The organism is Mesorhizobium waitakense, from assembly GCF_056431085.1.
On record NZ_JBWKME010000101.1, the window covers coordinates 1 to 21,663 of the forward strand.

Here is a 21,663-nt window from a genome sequence, read left to right on the forward strand (position 1 = left end):
CCGCGGGCCCGGCACCATCCGCCACGCGTGGAACGCTTTGTGCGCGGCATCTATGGTCTTGGCCGCGTCGGCCGGCGAGATCATCTTCAGCGCCGCGATCTGCTCACCCGTCACCGGACTGCGCACGATCAGGTCGCCGCCAACAAGTGCGTCCTTGGCCACACCCAGTTTCGCCAGAAGCTCGGCCGTTTCCTTGGCTACATCCACCGACTTAACTGTAATGTTCATCCGACGAACTCCTGTTCCTGATTATCCAAAACAGACCGAGCCGAGGCTGCCTGGCGACGTCAGTCGCTTCAGGCCCGCGGCAAGGTCCCTGCTCTTTTGTGGGGTATAGCGATCGTAATAGGCCTGGTTCTTGCGGCCGACGCCGTGCTCGGCACTGAAACTGCCGCCGAACCGGTCGACAGCGACCGAATAGACCCAGTCACGCAGCCGCTGTTCGAAGGCGGCATCGACCTGACTTGCATCGCTAGCCACCAGATTGAAATGCACGCCGCCATCGCCGATATGGCCAAAGTCGAAGATGTCGACACCGGCAAATTGCCGAGGCAGCTCGGCCTTCATCCACTCACAGAAGGCCAGAACGTCGGCTCTGCGGAACGACAGATCGAAAGCCACCAGCCGACCGGCATGCTTCACGCCTTCCGACAGCGCGTGCCGTAGCGCCCACATCTCATGCGCGGGACCAACGAAGGCGTCGGCCAACAGCGCATCGTCGCCTTGCAGGATATCGGCAAGCACGCTTTCCAGGACCGCGTCGATCGGCTGCTCGCCGTCGCGCGGCGCCCAGCTTCGGGAAATCTCGGCCAGGATCACATAGTCGGGAATTTGACCGTTCTGGAACGGATTTCGCAGCGACGCAACATGGGCGAGAGCAGCGCCAATCGCGTTTTTCGACATGCCTTCGAAGGCGGAAAGATACGATCCGAGGCGCTCCTCGATCGTCCGCAGCAGGGGCATGACAGCGACACTGCCGCTCGGCACCAGATAGGTTGTCGCGACCTGTTTTGGCAGTCGCTCGAGATTAAGTTCGCATTCTGTGACGATGCCGAAGGCGCCAGCCGTGCCGACGAAAAGCTGCTTCCAGTCGACGCCGGTGTTGTTTTTGCGTAATCCAGACATTAGATCGACAACCGTACCGGTCTCGTCGGCCAGAACGACCTTCACGCCAAGCGTGTTCTTACGCACATCGCCATACCGGAGAAAGCGCGTGCCGCCGGTATTGGTCGCCAGCATGCCCCCGAGGCGCGGATCAGCGCCAAGGTCGACCGGAAAGAAAAGCCCACTCGGCTCAAGCCGGGCATTGACCTCGGACAGCAAAATTCCGGTATCGACGCGCAACGATCGATTGTCGATGTCGAGATCGAAACGGCGCGTCATTCGATCCAAGCTGAGCACGATCTGCGATCCGCTGGCATCCGGTGTCGAGCCCGAGACCAGCCCTGTGTTGCCCGATTGCGGCACGAGCGCGATACGCTGCCGGACGCAATAGGCAACGCAGGCGGACATTTCCGCCGTAGTGCCAGGGCGCAGCACCAGCGCCGCATGACCGTGATCGTGGCGCGCACCGATCTCGTAGGCTGCCATGGCGGCCCGATCCATGATGACGCCATTTTCGCCAAGGATCTCCACCAATGCGGATTTGTGTCTTTCGTCGATCATCCAGGGCGCCCTATTCCGCAGCCCGGAGGCCGCCGAGCGCTTGGCGACAGGTCTCGATCGACGCCTGTTCGATGGCGGCGTAGTGCTCGAACTCGTTCAGCACGCCAACACCGAGATCGCTTTCAAAGCGCTTCTGGTTGGGACTGGCGACAAATTCCTGGGTTGCCCCGTCGCCAAGATTCGACTGGAAGATGCCGGCGGCGCTGACAGGCAGGAAATCCTCGTAGACGATTGGGTCGAAACGGAAGAAACCTTCTGCGACAAGGTGCTCGAAGTCGTCAGTCATGACACTGCCGGTATGCCGCCCGCGCTCCGTCAGGGAGTATCTGAAGTATCCCAGATTCGCGGCCCGGATGCCTTCCCATGTATCGGGGAACGCCTCGAATGTCCGTGAAAGTGTTTGTGCGTAGTCGGCCGCGTTCGACCCGTCGGCAGCCGGTCGGATGATTGCGCGCGTGGCCTCCAGCAGACTGTCGTAAAGGGCGCGCCCCTTGGGTGTCAGCGCTATGCCGCGCTGCTCGATCTCGCCGAAGCGCGCGGTATGCGAGCCTGCCACCCAGGCGCCGTCCCCTGCGTTGAACGACACCACCTCATCCAGTGCCTTGAACGAAGTCTGCCTGAGCAGGATCGGGCAAAGCCGAGGTGGAGGGCCCTCCACGATTGCCTTCGGCGCTATGCCATGCGCCGGCATGCCAACCTGAACGGCATCGATATCGAGCGTGCGCGGCGTGAGATGATTGATGTGCGGACCTCTGAACGAGACCACATCCGCGATCAAGCGATGCGCCTGATGCAGGCTGTTGTACATGTCAAGACTGACGCAGGCCTGATCGTGCCACCGGAAAGTTTCGAGTATTTCGGCGACAAAACGATCCGCATCGTCTTCGTGCAGGCCAGCTTGCCGTTCGGCCTTCTCGGTGAGCGCCAACGCTCCACCCGTGAAAATCCTGCGCTCGGACAGGATGCGCTCGGCCTCGGCACGCAAGGTCTCGTCGTCGATGAGGTCGATCCTGAGCAGCGAAGTGAAGACGCGGAACGGATTGCGGCTCAGCGCCTCGGCTCCGACGGGGCGGAAGGCGGTGGAGTGAACCGGCACACCAGCCGGGCTCAGGTCATAGTACCCTACCGGGACCATGCCCATCACGGCGAACACGCGCCGCATCATCGAGAGTTCGGCCGGCGTTCCGAGCCGGATCGCGCCATGCCGTTCCTCCGAAATTCGGTCGAGTGAGTCCATCGCTTCCAGGCGCTGCCGAAGCTCGGGATCAGACCTCAGGGTCTCGTCATTGACCGAGGCGACCAGGTCCATCAGCGTGCCGTAGGCGGGGACCTCGGTCCTGTACATGGCCGACATCGCCGCCGAAAAGGCTGAACGGATGTGATCGGGTGTAACAAACCCACGGCTGTCCATGACGCGCGACCTCGCTCAAAAAAGGGCAGATCATTCCTGAAAAAGCTGATACTGGATTTCATGCTGCAAAGATTGCGACAGTTTCGACTAGGTTGATGCGAGTTACGCATGACACTCAACAGACGACTGATACCGGATCTGGTGGCGATCCAGGCATTTGAGTGTGCCGCGCGGCACGCCAGCTTCACGCGTGCAGCGGGTGAATTGAACCTGACGCAGAGCGCGGTCAGCCGGCAAGTCAAGGATCTCGAGAACCATCTCGGCGCGCTGCTGTTTGAGCGGATCCGCCAACGGGTGGTGCTTTCCGAGGATGGGCAGCGCTTTTTGCCGGAGGCGCGAAAACTTTTGCAGCAGACCGAAGAGACGATGCTGCGGGCAATGTCCTCGGCGGAGGCCAGAGTAAGTCTCAGCATCGCAACCTTGCCGACATTCGGCAGCCGCTGGCTCAGCCCGCGCCTGCCTGATTTCCTCAGCCAACACCCGGGGACGATCCTGAATGTCGGTTCCAGATCGGCGCCGTTCGATTTCGAGGAGGAGAATTTCGACCTCGCAATCCACTATGGGCAGCCGGTCTGGGCGCGCGGCACCTGCACTTATCTGTGCAGCGAATCTATCGTACCGGTAGCAAGCGCGGCGCTGTCGCCTTCTGCGGCGAAGAAGGTCCCGGCTGACCTTCTTGGTGAATCCTTGCTCCATCTGGCCACGCGCCCCAAGCTATGGTCGCAGTGGTTCGAACGGGCCGGCCTGCCGGCGGAATTGGCTTGCCGGGGACACCGTTTCGATCAGTTTTCGATGATCACAGAAGCCGTGATAGGCGGGATGGGCTACGCGCTTCTGCCGCGTTATCTGATCGAGCGCGAGCTGATGTCCGGTGAACTCGCCGTGATCCTCGACCTGCCAATGATGACCGAGAACAGCTACTACGTCGTCGTGCCGGAATCAAAAAAGACGAATCCGCTGGTGCAGGATCTTACCGCATGGCTGCTCGGACAAGTGACCAATGCGATGTAACGGTGGTGGTGTTCCTCTTGTTCTGGCGATCTGCTCGCGTATGGCGTCCGTCGGCACCACCACCAGCAGTCGCTCGAAGCGCTGATGGGTATTGAGTGCGAGCCTGGTCTCAGTCTTGCCGGTGCCGGGCTTCAGTTCAAGTGCCAGCTCCGGAGCGCGAAAATTCGTGGCCTTCGACAGATGGGCTTCCCGCTCCTTGATGACCTTCATCAGGGAACTGGAGGTTCACGCCGCTGTTGAAGAAGGAATTATCGCTCCGAAATTGGTGAGCATGAGGATTTGTGGGGCGGTCATGCGGTGCCGGTTTCTCTGTGCTCGTGATTGTCGTTGGCCATGCCGGGATACCATTGGCGGAAGGTCGAGCGGAGGGAACCGTCTAGGGTCTGCGTGCGGGTTTGCAGCAGAAGATGCGCGCCAATCCTGCTCCACTGCATCTGCTGTTTCTGGTTGTGTTGCAAACTTTCGCGGGCATGGCTTAAGGGCCGAATCATGGGAAAATAGCCTTGTTTATGCGGCGAGGATGTCGAACTGCTCGGCCAGCGACGGATCTGGAGTGAAGGCGTACCTTGCCTGTCGTTTGCGCATCATGTGGACCATTTCGATGCCGGACAGGATGATGTTGGCGGTCGCTGGAGATTTGAAGCCGAGCATCGGTCGCACGCGGCGCTTGATGCGCCGATGGTCCTGCTCGATGTGATTGTTCAAATATCGACTTTTCCGCATTGCGATCGGCTTCAACCAGCGCCGCGAGCGGTCCTGCAATCGGCTTGTCGCATCGCAGGAAACGATCGCCTCGTGGTCTGGCTGCCGTCGATGACGACGCAATGCTCGACATCGACGGTGCGGAAAAACTGCCTGCCGCAAGCTGGAAACTGCGCAATCTGAAGCGCATGCCCGAGGACTGAGCAAATGGCCTTCAAGTCGATCAAGAAGCATCGATACCCATCCTCCGTCCTGCTCAATGGAGCAGGTAGACATTAACAAGGAGATAGACAAAAACTAAAATGAGAAATGAAACCTGGAGCCATCGTGGAGCCCTTCGTAAAAGTAGCAAACTAATACGCGTCGTAAAATTTCTAATAGTTGATATAAGTTGCGCCATTGTTTCAAGTTTCGATTTCAGTAGCTTTTAAATTTCTGAGACCTGTGCCAAAAACCCTGATGCAGTCGATGTGTGTAAGTTCAGTCACTCATGAGACTTAGGTCATTGAGGATTTTCTGTAAACGCATAGCCTGCTTGATCGGACCCTCGGCATCATAGTTCAGCCAACCTTCCCAGGGCTCTTTCGGTCGCGAACGCCACCGTTTCGGACAGGGTGGGGTGGGCGTGCACCGTCAGCGCGAGGTCGGTAAGCGTTGCGCCCATTTCCAGGGCGAGCCCGACCTCCGCCAGCAGTTCGCCGGCGCCCGGGCCGACGATTGTGGCGCCGAGGACGCGGCCGCTTTCCGGTGCGTAGGCGATCATGGTCAGGCCGTCACCGCCACCGGACGCGAGGTTCCTGCCGCTGGCCGCCCATGGGAACCTGGCGACCTTGTGGGCGACGCCGGCTGCCTTCAGCTGTGCCGTGGTCGGGCCGACCCAGGCCAGTTCGGGATTGGTGTAAGCGACAAAGGGAACGAAGGCCGTGTCGAAGGCGCTGGCGTGGCCGCAGGCCACCTCGGCGGCGACCTTGCCCTGATGCGTCGCGCGATGCGCCAGCATAGGCCCGCCGGTTATGTCGCCTACGGCAAAGATGTTGTAGCGGTTCGTGCGGCACAGCGCATCGACAATAACCGCTCCATCAGGCCTTACCTCAATACCGGCCTTTACGGCGGCGATCGCCGCGGTGCTCGCTCGCCGGCCGACGGCCTGAATCACGGCGTCCGCTTCGACAGTGCCTGCGTAACCGCCTTCGCAAGAGAGCCTGACGCTCTTCGCGCTGGCCTTGATACTGATGACCCGCGTGCCGGTGTGGACGATGCAGCTCCTGGCTTCGAGCGACGCGTTGATCAGGTCGGCCGCGTCGGCTTCCGCGCCCGGCGCGACCTGGCCGGCCAACTCGATCACGGTGACGGAGGATCCGAGAGCCGAATAGATCGTCGCCATCTCGAGCCCGATGATGCCGCCGCCGACGATTGCCAGGCGGCGTGGCACGAAGCGGAGTTCGAGCGCCGCAGTCGAATCCCATATGCGGCTGTCTTGCGGCCAGCCCGGCAGTTGCATGGACGAGGATCCCGCGGCGATGATCGCCTGGCCGAATGTCCAGCGCTCGATCCCGCCGTCCGCGGTCGTTACGGCCAGCTCGTCATCGCGGACGAACGCCGCGCGCCCGGTGACGACCCGGACCTTGCGGCGCCTGGCGAGTTGGCCCAGTCCGTCGGTGAGTTGCGAAACGATCGCGTCCTTTCGCGCTCGCAGCGCGTCTATGTCCGTCTTCGGATGGCCGAACGAGATGCCCCAAGCGCCGATATGGCTCGCTTCGTGAATGACGCGCGCGGCGTGCAGCAGGGCTTTCGAGGGAATGCAGCCTTCGTTGAGGCATACGCCGCCGAGCGTGCTCCTGCCGTCGACCAGAACGACCGATCGGCCGAGGTCGGCGGCACGGAACGCTGCCGCATACCCTCCGGGTCCTGCGCCGATGACGATGAGGTCGGCATGCTGTGTCTCGATCATCGGCATCTCAGATCATCAACCGGCGCGGGTCGGCCAACAGGTTGATGTAACGCACCAGGAAGCGCGCGGCGTAGGCTCCGTTGACCACCCTGTGATCGTAGCTCAGGTCGAGCGGCGTCATCGGGGTCGGTACGAAGGCCCCGCCATTCCACACCGACGCGACCTCGGTCCGGGAAATGCCGAGGATGGCCACTTCCGGCGGATTGACGATCGGCGTGAAGCCGATGCCACCGATGCCGCCCAGATTGCTGATCGACATGGACGCACCGTCCATCTCGTCGGCGCGGACCTTGCGCTGCTGCGCGCGGGTCGCGAGATCGGCAACTTCGCCGGCGATACGCCAGAGGCCCTTACGGTCGGCGTCGCGGATGACGGGCACCATCAGGCCGTGCGGCGTATCGACGGCGATGCCGATATGGACATAGTCCTTCAGAAAAAGGGTGCGGCCGTCCGCTGAAAGCGAGGCGTTGAAGCGCGGAAAATCCCGCAGCGTCCGGGCGAGTGCCTTTACGTGGAAGGCCAGTGCGGTGAGCTTCGCCCCGCGCGTCCGCGCCTCGTCCTGGAATGCCGCGCGCGCCGCGTCGATCGCCGTCATGTCGGCGCGGTCGTGATGCGTTACGGCCGGGATGACCTGCTGCGCGGCGGCCAGGTTGAGTGCGGCGATCTGGCCGAAGCGGCTGGTCGCCTCCTCGCGGACCGGGCCATATCGCGCGTGGTCGACGTCCCAGTAGCGGCGATAGTCCCCGCCGGGGCCGACGCGCCTGCCTTCCAGCCTGTCATCGATATCGCCCGGGGAGATCATGTCCCGGCCCAGCTCGGTCGCAAGAGCATCGATATCCACGCTCGCCTCGCGGGCGCGTTGCCGGGTGGAAGGGCTGGCGACGGTCGCTGTCATCCTGTTCACCAATTGGTCGCTATGTACTGGGTTTCCATGAATTCCAGCATGCCGTCCTTGCCCCCCTCGCGACCGAGGCCGGATTGCTTGACGCCGCCGAAGGGTGCGGCCGGATCGGAAACGAGGCCGCGATTGAGGCCCACCATGCCGAACTCCAGACGCTCCGACACGCTCAGCCCACGGCGCATATCCTGGGTGAAGACATAGGCGACAAGGCCATATTCGGTGTCGTTGGCGCGAGCGACCACGTCGTCACCGTCGCCGAAGGTCTGGATCGCCGCCACCGGGCCGAAAATCTCGTCGCGCATGCAGTCAGCGTCGCCCGGCACGTTGGACAACACGGTCGGCGGATAGAAGAATCCAGGCCCGTCGGGCACCGTTCCGCCCAGCAACAGTTCCGCGCCGCGCGCCAGCGCATCCTTGACAAAGGCCGCGACCTTGTCGCGGGCGTCGGCGTTGACCAGCGCGCCAACGTCAATACCCGGCGCCAGTCCATTGCCCATCTTGAGCGCGGCCATGCGAGCGGTGAAACGCCGGGTGAACTCCCCGGCGATCCGCTCGTGCACATAGAAGCGGTTGGCCGCCGTGCAGGCTTCGCCCAGATTGCGCATCTTGGCGACCATCGCCCCCTCGACCGCGACATCGATGTCGGCGTCTTCGAAGACGATGAGGGGCGCGTTGCCGCCCAGTTCCATCGCCGGCTTGATGACCTGGTCGGCCGCCGCATGCAGCAGCTTGCGGCCGACGCCCGTCGAGCCGGTGAAAGAAACCACGCGGACGCGGGGATCGTGCAGCATAACGTCGACCACCGCCCCCGATCGGCGGCTCGGCAGCACATTGACGACGCCCGGCGGCACCCCTGCCTCCTCGAGCAGCGGCATCAGCGCCAGCATGGTGAGCGGCGTCTCCGATGCCGGCTTGATAACGACGGTGCAGCCTGCGGCCAGTGCCGGCGCGATCTTGCGCGTCCCCATTGCCGCCGGATAGTTCCACGGCGTCACCAGGACCGCTACCCCCGCGGGCTTCTGGTGCACGAGAATGCGCGCACCCGATGCGGGAGCATGCCCGAGATGGCCCTCGGCGCGCACCGCTTCTTCCGAGAACCAGCGGAAGAATTCGGCCGCATAGGCCGCCTCGCCCATTGCGTCGGCTTGAGCCTTGCCGTTTTCCAGGGTGATCAGCCTGGCAAAATCGCCGAGACGTGCGCTCATCAGCTCGAAGCAGCGGCGCAGGATGTCGGCGCGTTCGCGCGGACGCCGCGCGGCCCAGGCGGGGAAGGCCGCAGCGGCGGCATCGACCGCCGCCCTGGCATCCGCTTCCGTACCGGAAGCGACAGAGGCTAGAGCCGTCTCGTTGGCGGGATTGACGACGTCAAAGCGGCCGCCGGCCGAGGCGGGAAGCCATTGGCCGCCAATGTAGAGATCGACGGGTCCGTCGTACGGCGACATGAGAGTCCTCCTCAAAGTAGCTGTCGAAGCGGATCGAGGAGCCGCGCGGCAAAGCCGGTGACCAGCGCCGTCCCAGCGGCGGGGGTCAGCCGCGACGCGTCGAAGATCAGACGCAGGTTCATGTGGCCGGCGTCGCCGGTGAGCGTCAGAACGGGCGCCGGCTCGACGGCAAATCGCGTCGAAACAACGCATGTGCCGGTGAGGTCGCGCAGGGCCAGGCTGATCTCGCCATCCTCCGGCGTGGCTTCGAGGCGCGACAATGGACTCTGGTCCGGGTCGTGGAAATGCAGGCTGGTGGAGGCCTGTTCGACCCGTATGGATATCTGGCCGTGATCATCGGCCGTGGCCCTTAAGCTCGATGCGGCGAAGGCGGCCCATAAGGCGGCTCGTCCCGCCGTGCCACCTTCCTCCCCGAGCAGCCGAATCATCCCGGCAAGGCCCGCCGGTTTGATCATGGCTTCGATCTCCGAGAGCATCGCCGGAGCGGTGATCGCCGGGGCCGGCGGCAGCGCGTCGAGATCGGCGGCGTGGAAAGGTTGCCTCATGCCGTGCGCGACCAGCCGGCCGAGGTCAATGCCGCGCTCGGCCGCAAGGCGCCTGATCTTCGGCGAGGCAAGGATCCTGCCATCATCGGCTGCTGCCAAGAGCATCCGCTTTTCGAGAGGCGGCTTGGCCGCCGGCACGGCGGGCACCGCCGCGGGTATCGCAAGTTTCTCCGTAGCGGGTGGCGACGGCGCGGCCTTGGCCGGCGTGGAGCCAAGGTCCGGCTTTTCGCTGGATATGATCGCGATGGCGGAACCGACCGGGACATCATCGCCGGCGCCAGCCATCAGCGCGGCCACATAACCGTCATGCCCGGCCTCGACCTCCATCGTCGATTTGTCCGTCTCGACGTCGAGCAGGATGTCGGAAGCCTTCACCGCGTCACCTGGTGCCTTGTGCCAGGCGACGATCAGGCCGGTCTTCTGCGCCATGCCCAGCGCCGGCATGATGATCTCACGCCGCATGGAACAACTCTCCACGCACCGTCAGACGGCCTCGCTCGGCAACCGATTCCGGCGTCGGGACGGTCATGTCCTCCAGCACCGGGGAGAACGGCACCGGGACGTCCATCGCTCCGATCCGCTGGACCGGCGCATCGAGATGATAGAACGCCCTTTCCGCGATGCGGCTGGCGATCTCGGCCGTGACGCCAAAACTCTGGTGGCCTTCATCGACGACCATGGCCCGCCCCGTACGGCGGACGGAGGCAAGGATCGTCTCCATGTCGAGTGGCACGATGGTGCGCGGGTCGATGATCTCGGCGGCGATGCCATCGCGCTCCAGCAGGACGGCCGCCTTTTGCGCGACCTGCACCATCGAGGACGTGGCAACGATGGTGATGTCGCGCCCCGGGCGCAGCACCTCGGCCTTGCCGAACGGAATGAGGTATTCCTCTTCGGGCACCGGCGCCTTCTCCTGATACATCAGCTTGTCTTCGAAGATGACCACTGGATTGTCGTCGCGGATTGCCGTCTTCAGCAGGCCCTTGGCCTCGTAGGCGGAGGACGGCAGCGCGACCTTCAGGCCCGGTATGTGCGCGACGAGGGCATGCAGCGACTGGCTGTGCTGCGCGGCGGAGCGCCGCGTCGCGCCCAGATTGGTGCGCAGCACGAGCGGCACCTTGAGCTTGCCACCGGACATGTAGTGGGCCTTTGCAGCCTGGTTGCAGAGCTGGTCCATGACCAGGAAAAGGAAATCGCCGAACATCAGGTCGACAATCGGACGCGATCCTGTCATCGCCGCGCCAACCGCCAGGCCCATGAAACCGGGCTCCGAAATCGGCGTATCGATGATCCGGTCGGTGCCGAACTCCTCGACAAGGCCCGACAGGACCTTGAACGGGGTGCCTGCCTCCGCGACATCCTCGCCGATGAGAAAGACCGATGGGTCGCGGCGCATTTCCTCCGCGATGGCCTCGTTGACGGCCTTGGAAAGTGTGATCTCGCGCATATCGGTTTCCTCAGGCGACGATCATGTCGGTGAAGACATGGCGTCCCACCTGAGACGCATCGGGGAAGGGCGCCGCCAACGCATAAGCGACCGCGGCACCAGCCTCGGCACCCACCTCGGCATCGATCGACGCCAGCTCCTCTGGCGTTGCAAGCCCCTCAGCGGCCAGCCATCGACCGAAATTGACGATAGGATCGCGCTCTGTCTTCCACAGCGCTTCCTCATCCTTCGAGCGATAGTACTCGCGGTTGATGTCGCCGACGTGGTGGCCGTGGTAGCGGTAGGTATCGAGCTGGATGAAGAACGGGCCTTCGCCCTTGCGACAGCGCGCCACCAGCCGCTCCGCGAGCTTGTTCACCGCCAGCACATCCTGACCATCCACCTTGAAGGCTTCGATGCCGAAGGCCTCGGCGCGGGCGGGAAGCGACCCCGCCGCGATCTCCGCTGTCTTGGTGTACTCGCTGTAGCCGTTGTTTTCGCATGCGTAGATGACTGGCAGCTTCCAGAGCGCGGCCATGTTCATGACCTCATAGAGAAGCCCCTGCGCCGTTGCGCCGTCACCGAAGAAGCATACGGTCACGTCCTTGCGGCCGAGCCGCTTTGCCGAGAGCGCCGCACCGGTGGCTATCCCCATCGAACCGCCGACGATGGCGTTGGCACCGAGATTGCCGTTGGACTGATCGGCGATGTGCATCGAGCCGCCCTTGCCGCCGCAATAGCCTTCGGCACGGCCCAGAAGCTCGCAGAACATTTCCTTGAATTCGGCGCCCTTGGCCACACAATGGCCGTGGCCGCGATGTGTCGAAGTGATCTTGTCGTCGCGCGTCAGCACCTCGCAGATGCCGACCGCGACGGCCTCCTGCCCGGAATACATGTGGGTGAGGCCGGGCATCTTGGCCGACAGATAAAGCTGGTTGGCATTGTCTTCGAAGACGCGGATGCGCACCATCTGCCGGTACATGCGAAGGTAGGCTTCCGCGTTGGTTTTCCTGGCGTTCATCGGTTCGGGTCCTCCCGTCTCTTGCCGTCTCAGTACCGATTGGCGATCGGCAGGGTTTCGGCGGGGAACAGGCTGATAACCTCGCAGCCCTTGTCGGTAACGACCACCTCTTCCTCGATGCGGGCCGCTGAATAGCCGTCCGCCGCGGGGCAGTAGGTTTCGAGCGCAAAGACCATCCCGGTCTCGATTTCCATTGGGTGATCGAGGCTGACGGCACGGCTGATGATCGGCCGCTCGTGCAGCGCCAGACCTAAGCCGTGTCCGAACTGGAGCCCAAAGGCGGCCAGCTCGTTGGGGAAGCCAAGGCTCTCGGCGGTCGGCCAGACCTTGGCGACTACGTCGGTGGTGACGCCCGGCTTGATCAGCGCGATGGCCGCGTCCAGCCACTCGCGGGCCTTGATATAGGCATCGTTCTGCGCCGGCGTAGCCCGGCCGATGTTGAACGTGCGATAATAGCAGGTGCGGTATCCCTGATAGCTCTGCAAGATGTCGAAGAAGGCTTGGTCGCCGGGGCGGAAGTAACGGTCGGTGAAATTGTGCGGGTGCGGATTGCAGCGCTCACCGGCGATGGCGTTGATGGCCTCGACGTCGTCCGAGCCCATTTCGTAGAGCATCTTGTTGGCCATCGCGACGATGTCGTTCTCGCGGATACCAGGCTTCAGTTCCTCCCAGATCATGTGGTAGACGCCGTCGACCATGCTTGCCGCCTGGTTGAGGAGATGGATCTCGTCAACGTTCTTGATCTCGCGTGCGGACAGCATGACCTGCTGGCCGTCGACGACCTTGAGGCCGGCTTCCTGAAGCGCGAAGAACATCGCGGTCTCCGCGTAGTCGACACCGACCGGCATGTCGGCGACACCGGCCATCTTCAGCAAGTTGAAGATCTCTTCGGCGTAGTGCTTCATCAGGCCGAAGGACGGCGGGATCGTACCCCGCATGCCAACGACGCCAGCCCGGCAGCGCTCAGGGTCGAGCCAGTCACAGTACTCTCTATGATGAACGGCAGCCGAGCCGAAGTCCCAGACATAGGGCTCCTCGTCGCCGGCAAGAAGCGCGAAGCGGCACATCTTGTCGCGCTCCCACTCGCCGATCTTGGTGCCGCTGACGTATCGGATGTTGTTGACGTCAAAGAGCAGCAGCGCACCGCAGCCGGACTTGTTGAGGGCCGTCTTGGCGCGGCTTAGCCGATAGCGCCGCAGCCGATCGTGGTCGACCCGACGTTCGAAGTCCACGGCGGTATGGCCTAAGGCCGGCAGGTGCCGGTCCCAACGCCAGTTCGGATCGATATCGCCGGGTTGCAGGATGCGAGGGTTGAGGGCGCTGGACATTTTCTCTCTCCATTGAAGCCTCGGCGCGCGTGGTATTGCGCACTATGCTTGATTGCGTCGCTACACGAGCCGCGCCTTTCCAGACAAACCCTTGTCCCGCCCCCTAGCCGTTCTCGGCAGGAACGGGACAACTCGGCAGGCTCCTATTGACCGACGCTCTCGGGAACCTCCAGTCCCGTAGGTATAGGCACCCCCTCGCTCTTCAATTTGACCCCAGAAGCAAGCGCAACGGTCTCCAGTACAGCCGCGAAGTCTTTGCCAAGATAGTCCTTAGGATCGAGCTGCAGGTTCGCGGCGCCGAAATGCATCTGGAACGCCTCGCGAGTGATTGCAGTGACGGGCATGGGTACGTCGAGCACGCGTCCGGCCGCGAGCCCCAGATCAAGATCCTTGCGCAACAGCGCCGGACTGAAGGTGGTCGTCCAGTCGAGATTGACGAGAGCATCCGATTTGTACCGGGTGAAGGTCGAACCCATCACCGAGTCGTTCATGAAGTTGAGAAACGCACTCCGAGGCACGCCGGCCTTCTGACAAAGAATGGTGATTTCAGCGAGGTTCTGTATGACGACGCCAAGAAAGACATTGTGTGCGATCTTGCAGAAGCGCGCGAGTTCGCCGTCCCCCACATAGGACACGCCCCGCACGGCAAAAGCTGCAATAAGGTTCTCGACCTGATCGAAGGCGGGCCTCGGGCCCGACACAACGGCGCTCAGCTTGCCGGCCCGCACGCATTTAGCATTGCCGCTCACGGGCGAAGCGATGAGTTGGGCGCCACGTGCCCCTAGGCGTCGACGGAGGTCGGCCGATTCCTCGACCCCGATTGACGAGCAGTCAACGAAAATCTTTGGCATGGCGGTACCGCTAAGGACCCCGTCTTGGCCAAAGTAGACCTGCTCGACATCCGCCCCGGTTGAGACCATCGTAAACAGAACGTCGCAGCCTGCGAGTTCACGGGGCGAGTCTTTTAGTGTTGCCCCCAGATCGACCAAAGGCTCTGCCTTGGAGCGCGTGCGGTTCCAAATCTGGACGCAATGCCCTGCCTTCAACAACCGCTCCGCCATCGGATAGCCCATTCGGCCAAGGCCGATCCATCCGATCCTCAATTCTGTCATGATGCGCGCTCCGCTAACTGTTGTTTCATCGAGTGGCCTTTGTAAAAGAACGTCGAGCGGACAATTGGGCGCCACGGGCGATGGTCAGTTTGCCTTCTTGTCTGCAAACGTTTGCATGATATAGCACGCGTAATTTCCCAGCGTCAAATCGGAAGTGCTAAAAAGTGACGATGCCTCCTAAAGAAAGCTGCGGTCGCTACCAACAGGAGGACGAGGCGCGCATTATGGCTGTGTGGAGCGAGGCCCCTGAAGGCTTGAATTCGCATGCAGCTACTTTTTTGCCTAAATCGCGATAGACCCTTGGTGTCCATTGAGTCCTTCAATTTTTGTATGGCGGTTGCATCATGACGACGAAGAAGCGCATCACGCTGCGTGAAGTGGCCGAGGCCGTAGGTGTCCATGTGTCCACCGTTTCACGTGCCCTTGGTCCCAACACCCGGCATCTGATTAATTCGGACGTCGTCGAACAGGTCATCAGGGCAAGTCGACAAATGGACTACCGGCGGCATGCGGCCGCCTACTCACTGAAAACGAATCGTACGAAGACCGTCGGCGTCATTGTTCCCGACATCACCAACGCCATCTTTCCCCCGATGATCCGAGGCATAGAAGATTCGCTTTCCACGGCAGGATATCTGGCGATCGTAGGGAACACTGATGGCGATAACGAGCGAGAGCGCACTCTTCTTGATACTCTCGTTGGCCGAGGTATTGATGGATTGATCCTGGCGAGCGTCGAGCGCAAAGACGATGTGTTTGATCTGGCTGCCTCGGAAAGCATCCCGATCGTGACTGTAAATCGCAGACCGGACCGTGATTCCGTCCATTCGATCGTACACGACGAATCCGAAGGTGTTCGGCGCGCGCTCACCCACTTGGTGTCATTGGGCCACCGGCGGATTGCGATGATCGCCGGCCCGCAGACCCTGTCGACTGGCGCAGAGCGCTACGCAGCATTCGTGCAATCCAGGTCATCGTTGAACCTGGATAGCGACGAAAGCCTGGTGGCGTTCGCCCAGGCATACAACGAGTCTGCGGGCGAACATTGCGTCGAGGAACTCATCGCGGCAGGCCACACGTTTACTGCTATCCTTTGTGCAAACGACCGTCTTGCGGTTGGCGCCTTGGCGGCCCTGAGCCGCCGAAATCTTATCTGCCCCAAAGATGTATCTGTGACCGGATACAACGACATGCCGATGGTTGATCGAATTGATCCCCCTCTTACGACCATAAGGATTCAGCAATACAGGATGGGATTTGAAGCTGGATCGATGTTGCAGAAGCTTATGAATGGGGAATCGCCGGCTCAAGTCGTAGTCTTGCCCGTCGAATTGGTGATCCGCAGTTCGACGGCGAGGGTTTTGGACGGAAGATAAGCCTTCCTGCGCCTTATCGGTTTTCCACGGTAATGCTTGCCTATGACTGCGCTCATATGTCCTGCCCGTGGGGGATGGCAAGCTGAAGCATGGCGTTTTGACGCCCGGACGAGAACCTTGCTGCCGAGCCGGTCACGGAAAATCCCTGCGACAGTTGTGGTTGACTGCCCATTTTCTTTCGGCTACGTTGCAAACGTTTGCAGAGCCTGGCGACCAGACCGGCCTGCAGTGGGAGGAGACGATGAGCACGATACGGCCGCGCGCGATCCTAACGTCTGCAATCAAACACGTCCCGCTCGATTGCCACGCCATGATGGTCATCCATCCGTCTCGCAGTGTCTCCACCGCCTCCTGTTCCCCTCATCAAAAAATCGGGTGAAGCCGGCAATGACGAGCAACCAGCACGCTGCTCAGTTCAACGGCTTTCTTCCGCAAGCAGCCGGAATCGCTCTGTCGGCCACCGGCATTTGCCGGCACTTCGGCGCAACCCAAGCTCTCGATCAGATGGAGTTGCAGGTACTTCCAGGGGAGGTGCATGGACTCGTGGGGGCAAACGGGGCCGGCAAATCCACCCTCGTCAAGATTCTCTCAGGAGCACTGAAGCCCGACTCCGGCACCATCACTGTTGGCGGGTGGCATGGCGAATCTTTGACGCCACGTCGGGTCCAGCAGCTCGGGCTTGCGACGATTTTTCAGGAGCGCAGCCTGGCGCCTAACCTCACCGTCGTGGAAAACATTGTGCTAGGTCGAGAGCGGACCATCGCCGGCCTGTTCTTGACGCCGGATCATCAGCAGCACGATGTCGAGGACGTGCTTCGGCGTGTGGGCCTCAATGTTTCGCCGATGACGCCATTGTCGCAACTCTCGCCTGCTGCGCAGCAACTGGTCGAGATAGCAAAGGCACTCTATCGCGGCGCGCGGCTCATCATCATGGATGAACCGACCGCCGTGCTGGGAGCAGCGGAGACCATCAGACTTCTAGAGCTTGTCCGGGATCTTTCCAGCAAAGGCGTCGCTGTCGTCTACATCTCGCATCACTTGCACGAAACGCTCGCGCTGTCGGATCGCGTTACCGTCATGCGCGAAGGGCGGGCGGTTCTAACTGCCCCGTCTAACAGCATGACGCCGCAGACACTCGTCGAGGCGATGATCGGCCGGCATGTCGCCTTGGCCAGGCCAACCCAGTTGAAACTGGGCGATGTCGTCTTCTCTGCGCGGGCCCTCGGGCAAGGTCGGCGACTTTTCGGGATCAATCTAGACCTTCGCGCCGGCGAGATCGTGGGGCTGACAGGTCTGGTCGGCTCCGGCAGGTCCCGGCTCGCGCGGGTCGTCTTCGGTGCGGAGCAGCCAGACAGTGGCGAGATGTTCCTTTTTGGCAAGCCCTACCACCCCGCCAGCCCGGCCGAGGCAATCACTCTAGGCGTAGGGCTAGTCCCCGAGGATCGCAAGACGGAGAGCCTGCTACAGCAAATGACTGTCGCTCAGAACGTGACGCTCACCCGGATGCCCGCGACGCCATATTGCGGTTTCATCCGGCTCGGCGAGGAACAAAGGACCGCCATGGCGTGGGTCAAACGCCTCAAGATAAGGTCGGCCCTGCCTGGGTTCCCTGTCTCCACCCTGTCGGGAGGGAATCAGCAGAAGGTCGCAATTGCGCGTTGGCTCCACACGAAGGCTCGCCTGATGATCTTCGATGAGCCAGGGCAGGGCGTCGACATCGGCGCTAAGGAGGAGATCTTGCAGACAATCGGCGCGCTCGCGGGTGACGACTGCGCGGTCTTGGTGATTTCAAGTGACCTGGAAGAACTCACCCAAGTCGCCAATCGTGTGCTTGTGCTGCGCCAGGGGCGCATTGCCGGTGAACTTACCGGCGCAGAGGTGACGGAGCAGCGGGTGCTAGAGCTGGCCATGGGAACCACTTTGCCGGTCAGCATGGATGAGCCGGTAGCATGACAAGTAACCCTGAAAATGCGGTCGGCGCCCGCACCAACGTGAAGCCCCGGCTACCTGCCCTTGGCCGAACGGTACGCGTCTATCGTTCTCGGATCGCGCTCGCCTCGGTCATCCTGCTGCTGATCGCAATCACAGCCACCCAGTCATCGGTATTCCTGACCGTTCACAATTTTGTCAATGTCGCGTCTCAGGTCGCGGTGCTCGGCGTTTTGGCTAGCGGTACCACGCTGTTAATGGTCTCGCGCGGCATGGATTTGTCGATCGGTTCCAGCCTTTCGCTGTCGGGGATGGTGCTGGCTTTCGTGATGCTGCAAGGCGCCCCGATCTGGCTGGCAATCGTGGCATGTCTTGCGGTTGCAGCGGCAGTTGGTGCGGTCAATGGCACGCTGGCCTCTTACTCCCCCATCCACCCCTTCGTTATCACACTTGGCGTTCTTACACTGCTGCAGGGACTGGCGCTTCTCGTTTCACAGACGCCCCTGTACGGGTTGCCGAACGAGTTTATCACCTGGGGCAGGTTGAAATTTCTCGGACTACCGATCGCGGTTGTCGTTTTCGCGCTTGTTGCCCTTTTTTGCCACATCCTTTTGCGCGCCACAAAGTTGGGCCGTTGGCTCTATGCCATCGGCGGCTCCGAGTCAGCCGCTCACCTCGCCGGTGTCCGCATTAGAACCGTTAAGATCGGCATTTACACGCTCAACGGTCTGCTTGTCGGCATTGGTTCGATCTTGCTGGTGAGCCAGATCGGTTCGGCTGGAGCCACCATGGGGGCAGGGCAAGAGCTCAGCGCCATTGCCGCCGTCGCCGTCGGCGGAACCACGTTGGCGGGCGGCAAGGGCGACATGATCGGAACTCTGCTTGGCGTCCTGTTGCTCGGGTTGATCAGCAATGCTCTCAACCTAATGTCGATCAGCCCCAACTGGCAGTACGTGCTCCAGGGTCTCGTCATTGTCACCGCAGTCATGGCGCAGCGAGACGCAAAATAAGCAATCTCAGCCAACCGTAAGATCAAACAGGGAGGAAAATCATGAATGTGGAGACAAAGTACGGGGCGATCAGGAAGAATCTTGTCGGGCGAAGCGGTGTTGGCCTAGCACTTGCGGCATTTGTGTTCGTGCAACCTGCAAGCTCGGCAGACGGACCTTTGACCGGAAAGACTGTCGCGTACATACAGACCTACAGCAACCCTTACTATGACGGGACCGCCGATGGTGTGAAGCTTGCCGCCAAGAGCTTCGGTGCAAGCACGCTCGTTCTTGTCTCGAACTTCAATCCAGCAACCGAGCGCGCGAATGTTCAGGATGCCATCACAAAGAAGGTTGCCGGCGTGGTGCTCGAACCTTCGACGGCTCAAAGCTCCGCGTCCAACTTGGCCTTGTTGAAAGAAGCTGGAATCCCCGTCGTGGTCCTCTACGGATACTCTCCGGACTTGCGCGCGGAGGCGGCCGGCTTCGTCCATGTCAACTATTCCAAGACTGGTGAAGCGGCAGGTGCTGCCCTCGCCAAGGCTCTCCCTGCTGGGGGCGTGGGCGTGATAACCGGTGCGCTCGGCCGTGGCGACGCTGAAGAGATGCTGGAGGGTTTCAAGCGCGGCCTCCGGGATGACAGCAGGATTGTCAGCGTTGTCGATGGTCTCTGGGATCGCCAAAAGGCATTCAAGGCAGCACAGGACATCGTCACCAAAACGCCCGACCTGAAAGGACTGTTCGTGATGAACGAGCCTATGGCGGCAGGTGCCATCCAGGCCATTGGCGATAAGGCGTCGGAGATCACAATTGTAAGCCAGAACGGTTCGCCCGAGGGCATCACACTCATCAAGCAGGGCACGCTTGTCGCTACATCTGCCTGGTCGCCAGTGGTTGAGGGGATCATTGCGACCCGGATTCTCGATGACACTCTCAACGGAAAGCCACTGGCGGACTCCGACAAGGTCTGTCTTGTTCCATACGTCACCGTCACCAAGGACAATATTGCCGAATCTCCATCTTGGACGCCTGATGAGACGACACTGGCAAGTGCCATGGCCACCAAGTGCGGCCGTCCATGAAGGTCCTCATTGAATGAGGTCAAAGCGTCGATAGGCAGCACGAGCAGGCGGCGCGCAACAGTTTACGCGCTCGCCGCTCCAAGGTGGCCATCGGCGATTGCTAGGAACAGTATAGGTATCTCGAGGCAGGGGATCGGCAATGAGCCTTCACATTGACAGTCACGCGGCACCTCATCGGGGCAATCTACAGGCTCCACCTGTGTTCAACCCCCGGGCTTGTTCGTGCATGAGCCACTGGAACCCCCATTTTCAGTTGCACCAACACACTGTTGCGGCGGCACCTATCGCCGCGACAAACGGCGCGCCGGGCCTGTCGAGGTTGCGTGCCACAAACCCGGCAGGCGTGGCGGAACCAAAGCCCGGGAAAGGCCAGCGGATTCTGATCCGCGGCGGTACCGTCGTCACAATGGCTGATGACCATCGTGACTTCGCCCCCGGCGACATTCTGATCGATGGGGATCGTATTGTTGACATCGATCATAAGATCGACGCCACCGACGCTTTCGTCATTGACGCTACGGGTATGATCGTCGTTCCAGGTATGGTCGATACGCACCGCCACACCTGGCAGTCCACGGTCCATACGCTCGGACCGGATTGGCTGCTGTCCGACTATTTTGGCTTCATGCGCGGCGTGATCGGGCGCGTATACCGACCGGAAGACCTTTACATCGCAACCTTGCTCGGCGCGCTTGAGGGCATCGATTCCGGCACAACAACGCTTGTCGACTGGGCGCATCTGATGAACACTCCGGCGCACGCTGACGCCTCGGTGCTTGCGCTCAAAGATTCAGGCATTCGTGCAGTCTTTGGGTATGGAAATAGTAACGCGGGCTACGAATTTCCAAATACGCATCGCCTCGATACGATCGATGCGAGACGGGTGCGAGATCAGTACTTCTCAGGCGCCGGCGGGCTGGTCACCATGGCGATAGCCGCACGTGGCCCAGACTACTCATCCCGGGAAGTTTGGATGGACGACTTCAAGGCGGCCAGGGAGCTGGGGCTGCCGATCACGGTGCATGTTGGCTCGAACGGGTCCTACTCCTATTCTGTCGGCCAGCTTCACGAGGCAGGGCTTTTGGGTCCTGACATTACCCATGTCCACTGCAATTCGTTGAAGAGCGACGAATACAAGATGATTGCGGACACCGGCGGGACCGTGTCGATCTCCGTTGAATCGGAAATGCACCTCGGGTGCGGCGCCAACCCGCTGTCGCGGCTGCTGGCCAATGGAATCCGACCGAGCATCTCGACTGACGTGCCGAGCGTGAATTCCTGCGACATCCTCGGTGCGTTGCGAATCACCCTTGGCACTCATCGCGGCCAAATATCGCAACAGATGCTCGACCATTCGGGCGAGAAGACTGAATCACGGCTAACGACCCGTGATATCCTGGAGTTTGCCACCCTGCGAGGCGCAGCCGCGGCGGGTCTGTCAGGAAAGACGGGGATGCTTGCCGCAGGGATGCAGGCTGATATCGTCCTTCTGTCCTACAAGCGTGTAGGTCTCTTCCCGCTTCACAACCCGACTGCGCTCGTGGTCATGAATGCAACTCCAGCGGACGTGGACACCGTCGTGATTGCCGGCAAGATCATGAAGCGTCATGGCGTACTGGATGTCGATCTCGCCGCGATTACGCGTGCGGCCGAGGCGAGCGCTGACTACTTGTACTCGCAGTCAAAAATGAAACCGCGTCCGACCTGCTATAGACTAGGGGCCTAGGACGTGGTGACGATTTAACTATCTGAGCCAAATGGCGATCGCTGCG

At 61.5% G+C, this 21,663-nt stretch carries 17 protein-coding genes and 3 pseudogenes; 6 read left to right on the forward strand and 14 right to left on the reverse strand.

Translation table 11 applies throughout. The annotated features are described in order from the left end of the window. The 3 genes and pseudogenes from AC07FD_RS22095 to hglS all read right to left on the reverse strand — a co-directional run. Positions 1-207: pseudogene (locus AC07FD_RS22095) on the reverse strand (aldehyde dehydrogenase family protein); the annotation flags it as partial. Between the two features lie 42 nt (positions 208-249). Then, complete coding sequence (locus AC07FD_RS22100) at positions 250-1,665, reverse strand: FAD-binding oxidoreductase (RefSeq protein WP_095088790.1); 1,416 nt, start codon at positions 1,663-1,665, stop codon at positions 250-252. A 10-nt stretch (positions 1,666-1,675) separates the two neighbouring features. Then, positions 1,676-3,076: a 2-oxoadipate dioxygenase/decarboxylase HglS gene (gene hglS / locus AC07FD_RS22105; protein WP_095088786.1), complete on the reverse strand. Its 1,401-nt coding sequence runs from the start codon at positions 3,074-3,076 to the stop codon at positions 1,676-1,678. Between the two features lie 108 nt (positions 3,077-3,184). Here hglS and AC07FD_RS22110 point away from each other — a divergent pair, with 108 nt between their 5' ends. Beyond that, the gene (locus AC07FD_RS22110; protein ID WP_478351549.1) at positions 3,185-4,087 is read left to right on the forward strand and encodes a LysR family transcriptional regulator; all 903 of its coding nucleotides are present in this window, start codon (positions 3,185-3,187) and stop codon (positions 4,085-4,087) included. Here the strand turns inward: AC07FD_RS22110 and AC07FD_RS22115 are convergent. The 11 genes and pseudogenes from AC07FD_RS22115 to AC07FD_RS22165 form a co-directional block, all read right to left on the reverse strand. Further along, positions 4,016-4,297 carry a DEAD/DEAH box helicase family protein gene (locus AC07FD_RS22115; RefSeq protein ID WP_095088783.1) on the reverse strand — a complete coding sequence of 94 codons (282 nt, stop codon included), beginning with the start codon at positions 4,295-4,297 and terminating at the stop codon, positions 4,016-4,018. The genes AC07FD_RS22110 and AC07FD_RS22115 overlap by 72 nt on opposite strands. Before the next feature lie 80 nt (positions 4,298-4,377). After that, positions 4,378-4,533 (reverse strand): annotated as a pseudogene (locus AC07FD_RS22120) (ISKra4 family transposase); the annotation flags it as partial. A 61-nt stretch (positions 4,534-4,594) separates the two neighbouring features. Then, a pseudogene (locus AC07FD_RS22125) lies at positions 4,595-4,918 on the reverse strand (DDE-type integrase/transposase/recombinase); the annotation flags it as partial. Positions 4,919-5,342: 424 nt separating this feature from the next. Then, entirely contained in the window at positions 5,343-6,740 is a 1,398-nt protein-coding gene (lpdA, locus tag AC07FD_RS22130) for a dihydrolipoyl dehydrogenase (protein ID WP_095088887.1), read from the reverse strand. Positions 6,741-6,747: 7 nt separating this feature from the next. After that, entirely contained in the window at positions 6,748-7,635 is an 888-nt protein-coding gene (locus tag AC07FD_RS22135) for a 2-oxo acid dehydrogenase subunit E2 (protein ID WP_478351550.1), read from the reverse strand. A 5-nt stretch (positions 7,636-7,640) separates the two neighbouring features. After that, positions 7,641-9,083, reverse strand: a complete 1,443-nt coding sequence (locus AC07FD_RS22140) for an NAD-dependent succinate-semialdehyde dehydrogenase (RefSeq protein WP_095088781.1) — start codon at positions 9,081-9,083, stop codon at positions 7,641-7,643. Positions 9,084-9,094: 11 nt separating this feature from the next. After that, positions 9,095-10,090: a biotin/lipoyl-containing protein gene (locus AC07FD_RS22145; RefSeq protein ID WP_478351551.1), complete on the reverse strand. Its 996-nt coding sequence runs from the start codon at positions 10,088-10,090 to the stop codon at positions 9,095-9,097. Further along, entirely contained in the window at positions 10,080-11,075 is a 996-nt protein-coding gene (locus AC07FD_RS22150) for an alpha-ketoacid dehydrogenase subunit beta (protein WP_095088771.1), read from the reverse strand. Before AC07FD_RS22150 ends, AC07FD_RS22145 begins: the two co-directional genes overlap by 11 nt. A 10-nt stretch (positions 11,076-11,085) precedes the next feature. Next, entirely contained in the window at positions 11,086-12,075 is a 990-nt protein-coding gene (locus tag AC07FD_RS22155; RefSeq protein ID WP_095088768.1) for a thiamine pyrophosphate-dependent dehydrogenase E1 component subunit alpha, read from the reverse strand. A 29-nt stretch (positions 12,076-12,104) separates the two neighbouring features. Then, positions 12,105-13,403 (reverse strand): M24 family metallopeptidase, encoded by a 1,299-nt coding sequence (locus AC07FD_RS22160; protein ID WP_095088766.1) that lies wholly within the window; start codon positions 13,401-13,403, stop codon positions 12,105-12,107. Between the two features lie 143 nt (positions 13,404-13,546). Beyond that, complete coding sequence (locus AC07FD_RS22165) at positions 13,547-14,515, reverse strand: NAD(P)-dependent oxidoreductase (RefSeq protein WP_095088764.1); 969 nt, start codon at positions 14,513-14,515, stop codon at positions 13,547-13,549. A gap of 344 nt (positions 14,516-14,859) precedes the next feature. Between AC07FD_RS22165 and AC07FD_RS22170 the strand changes: the two genes are divergently transcribed. The 5 genes from AC07FD_RS22170 to AC07FD_RS22190 all read left to right on the forward strand — a co-directional run bounded on the left by AC07FD_RS22170 (position 14,860) and on the right by AC07FD_RS22190 (position 21,617). Beyond that, complete coding sequence (locus AC07FD_RS22170; protein WP_095088762.1) at positions 14,860-15,891, forward strand: LacI family DNA-binding transcriptional regulator; 1,032 nt, start codon at positions 14,860-14,862, stop codon at positions 15,889-15,891. Positions 15,892-16,278: 387 nt separating this feature from the next. After that, positions 16,279-17,844 carry a sugar ABC transporter ATP-binding protein gene (locus AC07FD_RS22175; protein WP_478351552.1) on the forward strand — a complete coding sequence of 522 codons (1,566 nt, stop codon included), beginning with the start codon at positions 16,279-16,281 and terminating at the stop codon, positions 17,842-17,844. Then, positions 17,841-18,830, forward strand: coding sequence for an ABC transporter permease (locus AC07FD_RS22180; protein WP_095088758.1), 990 nt, complete (start codon positions 17,841-17,843; stop codon positions 18,828-18,830). Before AC07FD_RS22175 ends, AC07FD_RS22180 begins: the two co-directional genes overlap by 4 nt. A gap of 41 nt (positions 18,831-18,871) precedes the next feature. Beyond that, entirely contained in the window at positions 18,872-19,891 is a 1,020-nt protein-coding gene (locus tag AC07FD_RS22185) for a sugar ABC transporter substrate-binding protein (RefSeq protein ID WP_478351553.1), read from the forward strand. A gap of 226 nt (positions 19,892-20,117) precedes the next feature. Beyond that, on the forward strand, positions 20,118-21,617 hold the full coding sequence (locus tag AC07FD_RS22190) for an amidohydrolase family protein (protein ID WP_167392230.1): 1,500 nt from the start codon (positions 20,118-20,120) through the stop codon (positions 21,615-21,617). Positions 21,618-21,663: the final 46 nt, after the last annotated feature.